The following is a 13,929-nucleotide window of genomic DNA, read 5'->3' on the forward strand; positions in this document are numbered from 1 at the left end:
GCGAGTAGCGAATATGGCTAATGAAATTCCGCGCACCGCACATGCCGGTGACGTGCAGATGGAAGTCATCGGACTGAGCAAGCGTTTCACGGTCAAGAGCGGTGGTAAGAATGCTGTGCTCAATGCGGTCAACGATGTGTCGTTCACCGTCAAAAAGGGCGAGACCTTCAGTATCGTCGGGGAGTCCGGCTGCGGTAAGTCGACGCTTGGTCGATGCATTGCGCGCCTGCTCGAACCGTCGGACGGCCGGGTGATGTTCGAGGGGCAAGACATCGGCAAACTCGCCCACGGAGAGTTGCGCGAGCTGCGCAAGAAGATCCAGTTCATCTTTCAGGATCCGTATTCCTCGATGAACCCGCGCATGCGAGTGCGATCGGTATTGGCCGAACCCTTGCACAACTTCAACGTGCCAGCCGCCAAGGTCTCCGCGCGTCTGGATGAGTTATTGCGTCTGGTCAGCCTGAAGCCGGAATCGTTGGATAAGTATCCGCACCAGTTCTCGGGCGGCCAACGGCAGCGTCTGGTGATCGCGCGCGCCCTGGCGCTGGAGCCTGAATTCATCGTCTGTGACGAACCCGTATCGGCCCTGGACGTGTCGGTGCAGGCGCAGGTCATCAATCTGCTGGTGGATCTGCAGAAATCCCTGCACCTGACTTACCTGTTTATCTCGCACGATCTGAGCGTGGTGCGTCATCTGAGTCATTCGGTGGCAGTGATGTACCTGGGTCGCGTGGTGGAAACCGGCACGCGCGACGAGATATTCAATACCCCGCGGCATCCCTATACGCGCGCGCTCATGGCGGCGGTTCCGCGCTTTTCCGAGGCCAGCCAGGGTGAGGCAAAGGCGCTGCGACTGACGGGCGAAATCCCCAGCCCCTTGTCGCCTCCCTCGGGTTGCGCTTTCCGTACACGTTGTCCCAACGCACAGCCTTTATGCGCCGAACGTTTGCCAGAGGCCAAGCGATTCAGCGATAGCCACGTGGTGGCCTGTCATTTTGCCTAATTCATTTTCCGTGGAGCAGGGTATGAGCAACCCGACCAATGATTCCTTTGACCTGATTCTGTCTGGCGGCCTGGTGGTCGACGGTACCAACGCCAAGCCATTCTTGGCCGATATCGGCGTGCGCGGCGACCGTGTTGCCGCCATTGGCGATCTGAGTCAGGCTAATGCGACGCGTCGCGTAGATGTGTCGGGTCTGGCGGTATCGCCCGGCTTTATCGACTCGCATACGCACGACGATAACTTGTTGCTGCGTAAACCCGCCATGGAGCCGAAAATCTCGCAAGGGGTGACGACGGTGGTCACGGGCAATTGCGGCATCAGTCTGGCGCCCTTGCTGCACGACAGCCCGCCGCCGCCTTTGGACCTGCTGGACTTGGGTGGCAGTTACGTGTTCTCGACATTCGCGGGCTATCTCAACGCATTGCGTGAGACGCCGCCGGCCGTCAACGCGGCTTGCATGCTGGGGCATTCGACCCTGCGTGCGGCGATCATGCCGAACCTGGATCGCAATGCGACGCCCGATGAAATCGAACGCATGCAGCGCCTGGCGCAGGAAGGCATGGAGGCCGGCGCGATCGGGATTTCCACTGGCACGTTTTATCCGCCGGCCGCTAACGCAACGACGGAGGAAATCATTGAAGTCTGCCGTCCACTTTCGCAGCACAACGGTATCTATGCCACGCACATGCGCGATGAGGGCGACCACATCGTCGAGGCATTGAACGAGACCTTCCGCATCGGTAAGGAACTCGATGTGCCCGTGGTGATCTCGCACCACAAGTTGATGGGCAAGCAGAATTTCGGTCGCTCCAACGAGACGCTGGCTATTATCTCCGAAGCGATGAAGGGTCAGGAAATCTCGCTGGATGCCTATCCCTATATCGCGGGCTCGACCATCCTGAAGAAAGATCGTGCACTGCTGTCGGCCAAGACGATCATCACGTGGTGCAAGCCGTTCCCGGAATACACGGGCCGGGATCTGGACGAGATCGCCAAGGAACGTGGCAAGGATCGCTGGGATGTCGTGGACGAACTGATGCCCGCGGGCGCCATCTACTTCATGATGGACGAGGACGATGTCCAGCGCATCATGGCCTTCCCCGACACCATGATCGGCTCGGACGGTCTGCCGCACGACACCCATCCGCATCCGCGCTTGTGGGGTACGTTCCCGCGCGTGCTGGGTCACTACAGCCGCGATCTGGGTCTGTTCCCACTGGAAACCGCGGTGTGGAAAATGACCGGGCTGACCGCCAGCCGCTTTGGCCTGAAGGACCGTGGCGTTATTCAGGAAAACGCTTTCGCGGATCTGGTTGTGTTCGACCCGGCCACGGTTGCGGATGCCGCGACCTTCGAGACGCCGATGGAGCACTCGCGCGGGATTCATCAGGTGTACGTCAACGGCACCCAAGTTTGGGATGCCAAGGAACGATTCACCGGCAATTTCCCCGGCCGCGTGTTGTCGCGCGACTGATCCATAGCGAGAACTCCAACATGAAGATGCATATTGCCGTCGCCCAGATGGGCCCGATTCAACGCAGCGATACGCGCCGGCAGGCGGTGGCGCGCTTGTGTGAACTGCTCAAGGATGCCGCCAGTCGTGGCGCGAAGTGGGTGACCTTTCCCGAGCTCGCACTGACGACGTTTTTTCCGCGCTGGGACATGGAAGACCCCGCCGAGATTCGCAGTTTTTACGAAACCGAGATGCCGGGTAAAGAAACCCAGCCGCTCTTCGACCTGGCGCGCGAGCTGGGTGTGGGCTTTTATCTGGGGTATGCCGAGCTGGATGGTGATCGCCAGTTCAATACCAGCATCCTGGTCGATGGGGCTGGCGCCATCATCGGCAAGTATCGCAAGATCCACATCCCCGGCGATGCCACGTCGCAGGACGGCTACCCGATACAACACCTGGAGAAGAAATACTTCGAGGTCGGCGATCTCGGCTTCCCGGTGTTCGACGCGGGCGATGTGCGCATCGGCATGTGCATCTGCAACGACCGCCGCTGGCCCGAGACGTATCGGGTGATGGGATTGCAAGCGGTGGACCTGGTCATGGTCGGGTATAACACCCCCACAGGCTACGGCCGGCTGGGTGAGCCCAAGCATCTGCCCGCACACCACAATCATCTGTCGCTGCAGGCCGCAGCCTATCAAAACACCTGCTGGATCGCCGCCGCCGCCAAAGCCGGCGTGGAGGAGGGGATCCATATGATCGGCGGTTCGTGCATCGTCGCGCCGACGGGCGAGATCGCGGTGCAGGCGCTGTCCGAGGATGACGAGGTGATCAACTACGTCTGCGACATGACGCTGGCCGATGGCTACAGGGGTAACATGTTCGCTTTTGAGCGGCACCGTAGGCCCGAGCACTATCAGGCCATCGTGGAAAGAGTTGGCGCCAGCCGACAGCCGTTATAAACACACGGAGCGCTGGATGGCCTCAAGCAGGGATGCGGACAAACAACGAAGTTTTTCTAAAGAGGCCATGGGAGCTCGTCTGCGAGCCATCCGCAAAGAAAAGGGGTTCACCCTCAAACAACTGTCGCAGGCCTCCGGGGTCGCGCTGTCAACGCTATCGAAGGCAGAGTTGGGACAGACGGCGCTGAGTTATGAGAAGTTCGTCGCCATCGCCCTGGCGCTGGACGTCGATATGTCCGTGCTTCTGCAGCCGGACGGCGAGCAGCCATCCAATCGCCTCAACGGCAAGGTCATCAAGGCCAGCATGCAGGACCAGCATGACTATCAGACCGCGACCTACCGGCATCAGTTTTTCTTCAGCGAGATCTCGGGCAAGGTCATGACGCCCATCGTGGCGACGGTGTTCTCGCGCAGCGTGGACGAGTTCTCCGAATATATCCGCCATCCCGGACAGGAGTTCGCCTATGTGTTGTCCGGCGCGATCCGACTGGTGTTCGAGAATGGCGAAGAAATCCGGCTCAAGCGTGACGAAGCCGCGTATTTCGACAGCTCGGTGGGGCACGTCTATCTGTCGACGAGCAAAACGCCGGCGCGCGTCCTGGCGGTGTGCACGGATGTGCCAGAGCGCGGCGTGGACGTGGGACAGCGCACGCCGGTGGCCCGCCGGAGGAAAGCCCGGTCGATCTAATGTTGCCGCGGTCGTAGTGCAACTCAGGCCGCGATGCGGTCTGCGAGCGCATTACGCGCGACGTTCGGCAAACGCGCCCAGAGCCGCCGCCAGATCCGCTTGCAGCGCGTCCGGCTCTTCCAATCCGATGGCCAGACGAATCAAGGGACGATCCGTCGCGCTATAGCGCCGAATGCGTTGCATCTCGGCCGGATAATACGCCGCCAGGCTATGGACGCCGCCCCAACTCGCTCCAATGGAAAAGTGCCGGAGCGCATCAAAGAACGCCTCAAACGCCTCTTGCGGCGCGGGCGCCAATTGCAGCGAGAACAGACAGCCCTTGCTGCGGTAATCCCGTTTCCACCACGCATGACCGGGATCGCTGGCCAGGGGCGGGTACCAGACACGGTCCACGAGGGGTTGGCTTTCCAGCCAGCTTGCCAAGCGATACGTCGCTTCGCCTTGCGCTCGCACTCGAACGGCCAATGTCTCTAGTCCGCGCAACACCAGAAAGCAGTCTTCGGGGCTGACTTGCAATCCCAAGGTTCCCTGTGCATCGCGTAGCACCGCGTAGTGTTCCTCGCTTTGCATCGCGACGCTGCCCATCATGACGTCGGAATGCCCGCTGAAAAACTTGGTGGCGGCCTCGACGCTGAAATCCACGCCATGATCCAGTGGCCGAAACCCCAGCGGACTAGCCCAGGTATTGTCGATCATGGTCAGCACGCCGTGCCGTCGCGCGACTTCTGCGATCGCGGGCACATCGCTCATTTCCATGGTGATACTGCCGGGTGACTCCAGGCAGATCATGCGCGTGTTGGGGCGTATCCGTTCCTCGATCTCCGCGCCGATACGCGGCGGATAGTATTCGACCTCGACACCCAGATTCGCGAGCCATTTGTCGGCCAGCGAGGCAAGCGAGCTGTAGCTGGCCGCCGAGAGCAGCAAGTGGTCGCCCGCGCGCACGTAGGACATCACCACCATCATCAGCGCTGCCGCGCCCGAGGGGGCAATCACGCAACGTTTGCCGTTTTCCAGCGCGGCGATGCGGTCTTCCAGCAGACGCGCGGTCGGCGTGCCGGTGATGCCATAGCTGAATCCATCCGGCGAACGGGCCGCTCGCGCGCAGAAATCGCGAATGGAATCGAACACCACGGTCGAGCCGCGCCACACTGGCGGCGAGAGACTGGCGAACGCGCGCCCCGGATTGGGGTCGTCATGCTTGGATTGGGTCATGGGCATGTGTCCAACCGGAAAGGCCCCGTATGGGCGATACGCCGACGCGCCGCGACGTGCTGACGCGCCGGCTGTGCGCTGCCGATTGAAGGCAGCGCTAGCGACTCAGATTATTTACCGGCTTTTTCCATCGCCTGCTTCCAGGCGCCGATGATCTTGTCGTAATCGGCGGCGGCCTTCAGCGGATCGGTGGCTTCGATCTTGATGTCTTTCAGGTTAGGCAGATCAGTCAGCGCCGCGACATCGATATCCGAACGGCTGGGACGGCGGAAGTTTTCGGTCAGTTCGGCTTCCTGAACTTCCTTGGACAGCAGCAAGTCATACAGCTGCTCGGCCACTTTGGCACCGTTCTTCGGGTTTTTGATGACCGCGACGGCTTCCGGTGCGGCGAACGAGCCTTCCTCGGGGTAGATCAGGCGGATTTCTTTCTGACCACCCGCCACGTACGCATAGGCCGCATATTCCATTGTGATGCCGGCGGCGTATTCGCCGTTGGCCACGCTCTTGTAGACCTGGGCCGAGCTCTTGGAGATATCGACATTAGCGAGCAGCTTGTCAAAGCCTTCCTGGCCATACAGCTGGTACAGACCGTACACCTGATCGTAGGCGCTACCCGAGGACGTCGGGTCACCGATGATGACCTTGCCCTTCCACTTCGGGTCAAACAGGTCCGACCAACGCTTGGGCGCCGGCAGATCCTTCAGGTGCTTTTCGTTGACCATGATCATCATGACGTGCACGTTGCTGCCCGCCCAGAGATTGTCCGGGCCGATAAAGCGCGCGTCCAGCTCTTTGAGCTGCGGCGAGTTATAGGGCTGGAAGTTCTGCTTGAACGCCGCCATCGTGCCGAAGCCCGCGCCCCACACCACGTCGCCCAGCGGCTTGCCGGCCTCGGCCTCGATGCGCTTCATCAGCGCGCCAGTGCCCGAGGTGACCTTTTGAATCGACAGATTCGGGGCCTTTTCCTTGCCAATATCCACGGCCGTGTCGATCACTTGGACGTTGTTCGAGGTGTACACGACGGCTTCTTCGGCCTGCGCCGCAGCGCCCATGACCAGCGAGGCGCCGCCCACGATGGCGGCCAGTTGCGTCTTGAGTTTGAAGTGACTGAACATAGAGCGTTCTCGGTTAGGGCTAACGATTTGAGAAGAGGTCTAGCTTGAGGAAACGAACCGCCAAATAGATCGGCACAATGATGACAACCATCAGTATGACGCCATATGCCGAAGCACGCGCCAGATAGCCGGCGTCGATTTGACGGAACATCTGAATCGGCATGGTCTCCATGCCGCCGTAGTACAACACAATCGTGGCCGAAATCTCGGCCAGCGAGGTCACCCACATCAGGATGGCCGCGCCCAGAATCGCCGGCTTCATCACGGGCAACACGACCTTGAAAAAGCTCTTGATCGGCGACACGCCCAGGTTGATCGAGGCCTCTTCGATCGAATCGGGAATGCTATAGAGCGAAGCCGAGGCCGATCGGATCGAGAATGGTACCTTGCGCACGAACAGCGCGGCCGCCATGATGACCCAGGTGCCGGTCAGCACAATCATGCCGCTGTTGTACGTCTGGATCAGCGCGATACCCAGCACGGTGCCGGAAATCGCCAATGGCAGCATCACGACATAATCCAGGATCGAGACGGCCCACAGGCGCTTTTTCACGATCAGATAGCTGGCAACCGTCGCAAAGCAGGTGCCGACGATGGCGGCGACGCTAGCCAGCATGAGCGAATTGATAATGGGCTCGGGCGCGTTACGCAGGGCCCGTTCCATGTTCTCCAGCGTCCAGGTGCCGTAACGCATCACCGGCCCGCGTGCCTTGGTGAACGCACCGACGACCACGATGACCGCCGGGATCATGGAGATCGCCACGAACAGCACCGCCGACCCCGCCAGGAATATCGCCGCCACGCCGCGTGCCCGCACCGCCTTGGGAGCGCGGCCCTGGTACATCTGGTAGGTCTTGCGTTCCACCACGCGTTTTTGCAGGAACAGCACGCAGCCCACCAGCACGACCGACACCACGGCCAGCACGCTTTGCATCACGGGGCTGCCGCCCATTTCCGACAGGAACGTCGTATAGGTCAGCGAAGACAGCACATCGACGCGCCCACCGAGAATCATCGGGATCGAGAAATTGTCCACCGCGAGCGTAAAGACAATCATCGCGTTGACCAGCAGCGCCGGCGCCAGCACGGGCAGCGTCACGGTCATGGCCCGGCGGAAATTGCTCGCGCCCAGGTTGACCGCCGCCTCCTCGATGGAGCCGTCGATGGCCTTGAGCGCGGCGAGCATGCCAATGTAGACGTAGGTATAGTCGTTCAGGATCAGCGTGAACACCATCCCGAACCAGCCGTAGAAGGACGGCAGATCGATGCCTACGCCTTCGAGGAAATGACGCACGATGCCGTTATTGCCCAGCAGCATCAGCCAAGCCTGCGACACCACGATATCGGGCAGGATGATGGTGGCCAGGGGCAATAGCGCCACCAGCGTTTTACCGGGGAAGTCGTAGCGCGCCACCACATAGGCCAGCGGCGCGCCCAGCATCATCGCGCCGGTGGTCGAGGCCACACCCAGGATGATGGTGTTGAAAAACGCGGTGGTATAGCGCGGGTTGTCGAAAAACTGCCGGAATCCGTCCAAGCTGAGCTGGCCGGTTTGCGGGTCCAGGGCGCTATGGTGGAACAGGGCGACCAGGGGCCAGACCACCAGCGCCACCAGCACGACCAGACAAAACAGCGCGGGCCACAGCCAGGGCGAGCGCGACGAAGCAAAAAACTCGCTCAGCCGGCCGAAAGGGCCGGGCGCGGCGGGTTGAACATGCGAACTCATGACGCTTGCTCCCTCACGCCGTCACCAGCCGGCAAGCCTGGCTGAAGCTGAGATGAACCCGGGTGCCCGGCGCGTAGGCGGGGTCCAGAGCCGAAGGAACATCGACATTCAGCGTCGTGCCATCGGCCAGACGCAGGGCGTAGGTGGCTTTGAAACCCAGATACCGGCGGAAAATGACCTCGGCCGGCACGCGTCCGCCGGCGCCGCTCTCGGCATGCATCTCGACATGTTCCGGTCGCGCGGCGAGCATCGTGTCCGGACCCGGCGTGGGCCCAGGCACCGAAATGCGGCCCCCGGGGATGTCCACCAGTACGTCGCTGCCCTGCGGCTGTTGTGCCTGGACCTTGATCAGATTGGCCGCGCCGATAAAGTCTGCGGCGTAGGACGTCACGGGCCGGGCGTACAGACCCTCGGGCGTATCGAGCTGATCGATCCTGCCTTGGCGCAGCAACGCGATGCGGTCGGACATGGACAGGGCTTCTTCCTGGTCGTGCGTCACGAAAATCGCGGTGATGCGCGATTCCTGTTGCAGCTGGCGGATGACGTCGCGCATCTGGATGCGCAACTTGGCATCCAGATTCGACAGGGGCTCGTCCATCAGCAGCACGCGGGGCTCGATGACCAAAGCGCGAGCCAATGCCACGCGCTGACGCTGGCCGCCGGACAGTTCGCCCGGATAACGCGCCGGCAAATGACCCAGGCCGACACGCTCGAGCATATCGCCGACTTTTTGCTTGATCTGCTGCGCGGAGAATTTGCGCACGCGCAAACCATAGGCCACGTTGTCGAACACCGTTTTATCGGGGAACAGCGCGTAGTCCTGGAACACCATGCCGGTTTCGCGCTTGTGAGGCGGCATGCGGGTGATGTCCTCGTCATCCAGCAGCAAGCGTCCGCCATCCGGGATGATGAAACCCGCGATCATCCGCAAGAGCGTCGTCTTGCCACAGCCACTGGGGCCCAATAACGTAAAAAACTCTCCGTGCTCGATCGTGAGGGAGAGTTTGTCGATGATGGTCACGTCGCCATAGCGCTTGGTGACGTTCTCTATAGTGATTCTTGCCATTGAGTTCAGTGCTGCATACAAAGAGCCAAGACAAAGCATAACCCGATGTTGCGAAATGCTTGGCCCTCAGCCTAGGGGGCAAACCTGCCGGGAGGCGCGGTTACAAAAAGTATCGAGCACGCATTTTAGACGGTATCGGCGTGGGGCTAAAGCGCGTAACAGGCTGAGAATTCTGGATAGCGGGACAGTTGGTCCTAGTGGCCGAGCGAATGTAGATATGGGCGCCCCCCTTGCTATGCCCAGCAGACGGGTGACTCATACGGCCAAATGCGAAAAGGCGCCATCTGACTTGCAGATGGCGCCGGAGGCGCGAAGCTCAGACCTTGCCGCGACTCAAAAGCCGCAGGCGGCGTTCAGCCGATTAGCCGCGGGCCGAACGGTGCATGCTGGAAGCCGTGAGTGGCTCGCCCATGACCGACGCTGCTTTGCCGGTCCACTCGCCAGTCCATTTCTCCGCACTTTTCACGGCGTAGCTGATCAGCTTAGCTTGGTGACCAGGGGCGATGCCTTTGACCTCTTTCACGTCGGCATCATCGTGGTACAACCAAGTCCCGAACCCATTGTTCGTGTAGGCGGTGTAGTGCCCGGAATTCACTCCGCCGTCCTGGACCACGATTTCTCGTGGCTCTAGCTCCACTTGATACTTCTCTTTGGTCTTTTCATCGTGAATCACGATGAAAACGTTGGAGCCGAACTTGGCGTCCTTCAAGATGGTCTTGGTCGTCTCACCACTGTTTCGATCCCAGACGACTGGATTGATGTCGATGGTAAGCCGCTTCACCGCCGTCAAATCCGGAGTGGTCCACTGAGCCGAGAAATTGACTTTGCTATCAAAGGTATCCTCATCATTCCAGTGACATTCGCGCAGTTCATCCGCACACAATCGATCCATGATGCCTTGCATCGTGGCGAGGTCATCGCTACCGATGTTGATCGTCTGCATAAATGGCGACTGGGTACTGCCTGGGCGCGTCTCGCCGTTGAAGGTCTTGGTTGCTTGCAGCCCTAAGCCAAAGCCAGCTGCCTTATGAAGATCCATGGCCTCGAGCAGCTTTTGCATGAATTCGTGGGCATCGTTTTGTTTCCGGAGAATCTGGAAATCGCTCTTGAACTGGCGCGTCTTTTGCAGGCTTTGGAAGAATGCCCGCAATTCGCTGCCCGCCGTGGTTCCACCGGCCGCGTAGGCGTCCAGCAGAATCAGGAATTTTTTCGCGGCATCCTGTTTCCGCGGATCCTCGCACGTGTGGACCAGGTTATTAAGATGGTCGACGAGGACGTCTTCGCCCATCGCGGCGATCAACATTTTCAACGCAGAGTTGGCATAACAGGTCAGGCCCTTATTTTCAAAACCGATAGGTTGCGAATCGTTCCTGACGACTGTGAGTTTTTCCGCCGTTTCGATCACGCGCGACACGACGCGAGCATTCAAGGGCGTATGGCCGTCGTAGCTCACGTCATTGATCATCAGCGCACGCTCGGTCGCTCTGTCGCCATATTTAGCCGCGAGTGCGTGCATGAAGACACCCAATGCCTGGGCATTTTCGATCAATGCTGATTCCTCTGCGCTCTGGAGTTGATTGCAGTAGTCGACCACCGCTGGCAGGTCTCGAAAAATAGGAATGTGGCTCAGGGCGGCGAGCACATAGCCTTTGAACGTTCCGGCGGCAACCGTAGGACAGACTTCGTTATCGGTGTCTGGGGTGGCCGCCAGATAGTTCTCCAGCGTCTGGAGGTCGGCGAACGTCGTGAGGGGAATTGTGTTCATTTCGATGTTGGTGGGATGTTGGTTTAGCGCCGGATTGGATGTCAACGGTGCGCGAGAGTTAGTGCAACTGAAGTTGGTGACTCAAGCTTTCCAGCTGATCCACGAATTGCTCGAGAAATTCGTAGGCCTTTTCGCCATCAAGTTGTGACAGGGGCAGCTTGCTGACGTATAGGAGTGCACCCGACTGCGGTTCGCATGCGATCGTTCCTCCGTATTGCTGCGTAAGCTTCAGGTTGCGCGAAAGCACGTCTTGCAAGAATGCGCTTCCGCGGTTGTCCACGCCCTGCCCGAGCAGGCCCGTGAAGAGCCAACCAGAGGCGAGCGTCTCAATGGCAACGTATAGTTCCTGGTCAAGCACGATGCAGCATTGGCCGCTTTCGCCAAAGGACAGCGGTACACCGAGGCGTTCTCCTAGTTCGGCTAACACGTGTGTTTGCGGATGCATGGTGTCTCTCAGCGTGGTGTTGAATGGTCAATGACTGCCTAAGCTTGGTAACGGGTGCGGTGCAGCGGTTCCCATAGGTCGGCCGCTGGCGCATGTCCTTTAGTCCCATTTTTGGAGATGTGCCCAGGCGGGCACTCAACCACAGCTCGTAATGCGAGCCTACTTTAGGCACGCAAAATGCTGCATGGGATGACACCTTTCCCTTACTAAAGGAGGTTGTCATGACACCACGTATTCTTGCGTTACCTATCATCGCTGCCGGCATGGTGCTGGCAGGCTGCACGCATCACGGCAATTACGATCAGCGCAGCGACTACGATCGCTCGCAAATGCAGAACACTACCGCTGCGCCACCTCCGGCCAGCATGGACACCAACAACAGCAACTCCGCAGGCCCGCGCTATCCCAATACCGGTGGGAGCCGCTAATCGCCGCGAGTCGCCAACTACAAATCCACTCTACGCTTTTTCTGCTGCCTGCCCAATCTAGCGATAGGGCAGGCTTCTTGTTGTATCAGGCGACCATCGGCGCCGAAGCCTCGGGCATGAACACCGCGCGCAGGCAGTTATCCTGTTTGCTTTTGAACAGCTCGTAGCCCTTTGGGCCCTCGTCCAGCGACATGGGATGCGTCAATAAATAGGACGGATCCAACTTTCCGATTTGGATCAGATCAAACAGTTCCTTCACATAGCGCTGGCCGTGTTGCTGGCCCGAGCGCACCGTCAAAGCCTTATTCACGATGGCGCCCATCGGGAATTTGTCCATCAGGCCTCCATAGACACCCATGACCGAGACCACGCCGCCTTTACGGCACGCACGGATCGCCTGACGCAATGCGACACCGCGGTCGGTATGCATGAAGGTTTGCTGCTTCATGTAGTCGTACCAGTACTCGATGCCGGTGCCGTCTGCCTCCATGCCGACGCAGTCGATACAGCGGTCCGGCCCCCGGCCGCCCGTCATGTCTTGCAGGGCTTCGTGTACATCGACCTCTTCAAAATTCAACACCTCCGCGTGCCCGTGCAGTGCGGCCAGGCGCAGTCGTTCGGGCACCTTGTCGATGGCGATGACGCGTTCCGCGCCACGTAGATAGGCCGAGCATATGGCCATCTGCCCGACGCCGCCGCATCCCCAGACCGCGACCACATCCCCCGGCTGCACGTCCGCCAGATCCGCGCCCATATAGCCCGTGGGCACGGCGTCGGAAACAAACAGCGCCTGATCGTCGCGCACGCCCTCGGGTATTTTGAAGGCGTTGGTCTCGCCAAACGGCACGCGAATATATTCCGCATGACTGCCTGCGTAGCCGCCAAACGCATGGCTATATCCAATAATCCCGGCGCACGCCTGACCGTACGCGAGCTCGGTCAGTTGTGGTTTTGGATTGGTGTTATCGCAGCACGAGAAGGCTTTCCTCAAGCAGTGTTCGCAGGACCCGCAAGCCAGAATCGAGACAACCACCACGCGATCGCCTTTTTGCAGCGTGCTTACGTTTTTGCCTACATCGACGATTTCGCCGATGAATTCATGCCCCAGCACGTCGCCGGGTTTCAGGGCGGGCACATATCCACCAATCAAATGCAAGTCTGACCCGCAGACTGACGACATCGTCACCCGCACGAGGATGTCGTGCGGATTCACAATTTCCGGATCAGGGATGCGTTCGATGCTAAGTTGATTCGTGCCTTGCCAGCAGAGTGCGCGCATAGTTCTGCTCCTTATGCTTGAGTACGGGTCTGGGAGGTCGTGGCGTCGCCAGTTTCCAAAACCTGTTTCAGCCGGCGCAGGTCGTCGGCCAGTTGATTGTTCGGGGTCTCGGCGGTTTTCAATTGGCTGACCAGCCGGCCGGCATGGCCGTACGGTGGCTGGTAGCTGATCTGCGCGCGGACTTCGGTGCCACGACCGCCCGGCGCGTCGCGGAATTCGACCCAGCCGGCGTTGGGGATGTCGGCCTGGGCTTCGGCTTCCCACGCAATGCGTTCGTTCTCCACATCCTCCATGACATAGGAGATCCACTGAACACTGCGGCCCAGGGGCGCTTTCACCGTCCAGCGCGAACGTTGGGGCGTGATGGTTTCTACCTGTTCTACGTGCTGCATGAATCGCGGCAGGTTCGCGAAGTCGCGCCAAAACCGATAGATCTCTTCGCGTGGACGATTGATGGTGACGGCGTAGTTGACGACCGTGGCGATCGGCCAGTTGCGTTCTTCGGCGACCTCGCGCTCGTAGGGCTTGGGTTGCAGGGCGCATTTCAACGCACACCGGCCGGTGCCGGCGCGCGCCAGCAGCCCGGCTCCTCCCAACAGGGCGAGCTTGGCTAGCAGGCCGTCTCGGCCGGCGCCCCAGGCGAGAAGCAGCGCACCCGCCGCCCCCGAGGCCACGCGCTCGGGCGCGGCGAGCTTGGCGCTGCGGTCGCGCTTGGCGAAGGGTGGAGCGGTATCAGGTGCCTCCCGCGCGGTCCGTCTGGAGGTGGGGGCGGTGGGGTCGAAGG

General features: G+C 60.2%; 13 protein-coding genes. 5 read left to right on the forward strand and 8 right to left on the reverse strand.

The genetic code is table 11. The features are described from left to right. Positions 1 to 13: 13 nt before the first annotated feature. From GOQ28_RS06935 to GOQ28_RS06950, 4 genes are read left to right on the forward strand one after another with little or no spacing between them, the layout of a single operon-like run. Positions 14 to 1,003, forward strand: a complete 990-nt coding sequence (locus GOQ28_RS06935; protein ID WP_160355928.1) for an ABC transporter ATP-binding protein — start codon at positions 14 to 16, stop codon at positions 1,001 to 1,003. A gap of 22 nt (positions 1,004 to 1,025) precedes the next feature. Beyond that, positions 1,026 to 2,477 carry an N-acyl-D-amino-acid deacylase family protein gene (locus tag GOQ28_RS06940; RefSeq protein WP_160355929.1) on the forward strand — a complete coding sequence of 484 codons (1,452 nt, stop codon included), beginning with the start codon at positions 1,026 to 1,028 and terminating at the stop codon, positions 2,475 to 2,477. 20 nt (positions 2,478 to 2,497) lie between these two features. Then, entirely contained in the window at positions 2,498 to 3,418 is a 921-nt protein-coding gene (locus tag GOQ28_RS06945) for an N-carbamoyl-D-amino-acid hydrolase (RefSeq protein WP_336603751.1), read from the forward strand. A 16-nt stretch (positions 3,419 to 3,434) separates the two neighbouring features. Continuing rightward, on the forward strand, positions 3,435 to 4,106 hold the full coding sequence (locus GOQ28_RS06950) for a helix-turn-helix domain-containing protein (protein ID WP_236844254.1): 672 nt from the start codon (positions 3,435 to 3,437) through the stop codon (positions 4,104 to 4,106). 51 nt (positions 4,107 to 4,157) lie between these two features. Here the strand turns inward: GOQ28_RS06950 and metC are convergent, their stop codons facing one another. The 6 genes from metC to GOQ28_RS06980 all read right to left on the reverse strand — a co-directional run bounded on the left by metC (position 4,158) and on the right by GOQ28_RS06980 (position 11,438). After that, on the reverse strand, positions 4,158 to 5,321 hold the full coding sequence (metC, locus tag GOQ28_RS06955; RefSeq protein WP_160355930.1) for a cystathionine beta-lyase: 1,164 nt from the start codon (positions 5,319 to 5,321) through the stop codon (positions 4,158 to 4,160). A gap of 110 nt (positions 5,322 to 5,431) precedes the next feature. Further along, positions 5,432 to 6,436, reverse strand: a complete 1,005-nt coding sequence (locus GOQ28_RS06960; RefSeq protein ID WP_160348874.1) for an extracellular solute-binding protein — start codon at positions 6,434 to 6,436, stop codon at positions 5,432 to 5,434. Between the two features lie 19 nt (positions 6,437 to 6,455). Next, the gene (locus GOQ28_RS06965) at positions 6,456 to 8,162 is read right to left on the reverse strand and encodes an ABC transporter permease (protein WP_160348873.1); all 1,707 of its coding nucleotides are present in this window, start codon (positions 8,160 to 8,162) and stop codon (positions 6,456 to 6,458) included. A 13-nt stretch (positions 8,163 to 8,175) separates the two neighbouring features. Beyond that, complete coding sequence (locus GOQ28_RS06970; RefSeq protein WP_160355931.1) at positions 8,176 to 9,228, reverse strand: ABC transporter ATP-binding protein; 1,053 nt, start codon at positions 9,226 to 9,228, stop codon at positions 8,176 to 8,178. A gap of 361 nt (positions 9,229 to 9,589) precedes the next feature. Continuing rightward, positions 9,590 to 11,038, reverse strand: a complete 1,449-nt coding sequence (locus tag GOQ28_RS06975) for a type III secretion system effector BopA family protein (RefSeq protein ID WP_160355932.1) — start codon at positions 11,036 to 11,038, stop codon at positions 9,590 to 9,592. A gap of 13 nt (positions 11,039 to 11,051) precedes the next feature. Next, entirely contained in the window at positions 11,052 to 11,438 is a 387-nt protein-coding gene (locus tag GOQ28_RS06980) for a CesT family type III secretion system chaperone (protein WP_160348870.1), read from the reverse strand. Between the two features lie 221 nt (positions 11,439 to 11,659). Between GOQ28_RS06980 and GOQ28_RS06985 the strand changes: the two genes are divergently transcribed. Next, positions 11,660 to 11,866 carry a hypothetical protein gene (locus GOQ28_RS06985; protein WP_160348869.1) on the forward strand — a complete coding sequence of 69 codons (207 nt, stop codon included), beginning with the start codon at positions 11,660 to 11,662 and terminating at the stop codon, positions 11,864 to 11,866. An 85-nt stretch (positions 11,867 to 11,951) separates the two neighbouring features. Here the strand turns inward: GOQ28_RS06985 and GOQ28_RS06990 are convergent, their stop codons facing one another. Both GOQ28_RS06990 and GOQ28_RS06995 read right to left on the reverse strand, forming a co-directional pair. Further along, positions 11,952 to 13,145: a zinc-dependent alcohol dehydrogenase gene (locus GOQ28_RS06990; protein WP_160348868.1), complete on the reverse strand. Its 1,194-nt coding sequence runs from the start codon at positions 13,143 to 13,145 to the stop codon at positions 11,952 to 11,954. A gap of 11 nt (positions 13,146 to 13,156) precedes the next feature. Next, positions 13,157 to 13,929, reverse strand: a 773-nt coding sequence (locus GOQ28_RS06995; protein ID WP_160355933.1) for an SRPBCC family protein, incomplete at its 5' end; no start/stop codon positions are given.

This window comes from Bordetella sp. 02P26C-1, from assembly GCF_009763255.1.
Lineage (GTDB): Bacteria > Pseudomonadota > Gammaproteobacteria > Burkholderiales > Burkholderiaceae_B > Bordetella_A.